This is a genomic window from Solidesulfovibrio aerotolerans, assembly GCF_009856865.1.
GTDB classification, from domain to species: Bacteria; Desulfobacterota; Desulfovibrionia; order Desulfovibrionales; family Desulfovibrionaceae; genus Solidesulfovibrio; species Solidesulfovibrio aerotolerans.
In genome coordinates, this window is the sequence record NZ_WVUD01000129.1 from 1 (window position 1) to 587 (window position 587).

At 55.7% G+C, this 587-nt stretch carries 1 protein-coding gene; it reads right to left on the minus strand.

Going from position 1 to position 587, the window contains the following annotated elements; translation table 11 throughout:
• Positions 1 to 81: 81 nt before the first annotated feature.
• Complete coding sequence (locus GTA51_RS20400; RefSeq protein ID WP_160964310.1) at positions 82 to 243, minus strand: hypothetical protein; 162 nt, start codon at positions 241 to 243, stop codon at positions 82 to 84.
• Positions 244 to 587: the final 344 nt, after the last annotated feature.

A 587-nucleotide genomic window follows, 5' to 3' on the forward strand; every position in this document is an offset into this window, starting at 1 on the left:
GAAGACCGTAGACTCGATCAGCTCAAATTGATGTAGCGGTTGCCGCCTTCAGGCGGCTCCAGTTCTCACCGCTTTGAGCGGTTAACTGCCTTGCATGCCCCCGGCTTTGCCGGGGGTAGCTGACTTTTCAAGCGGCTTCCAGTCGATGAGACGATCAATCTCGTCCAAAAAGCAATCCTTGTGCTTGCGACGGGCCACCACGTAGTCGGCGATACCAGGATTCTTGGAAGTGCGCTCGCTCATGCTCGCCCCCCCATCTTTTTGATGGAGAAAATGTAGCATAACTACATAATTTTACAATATGTTTGTGGCAATTTTCCGTGCATCGGTCTCTCTGTCGCTTATCGGAACGCCGAGGGCAAGCAGACGACCAAGACGTTCGGCAAGGGCCGGGAAGGGCGCAGAGCGGCCCAGAAATTCGATAAGCAGGTCAAGGACCACAAACCGGTGTTGCCGAGCACCCGTAAGCGCTCAATAAGACGCGTCTTGTCAGGGCGAGCAGGAAGCGGCAGAAGCTCAGGCAGGGATGATCAGGGAGCAGGGATCGAGATGTTGTGGCAGGAGGGCCTTGCGTTGGGCATCGGTAG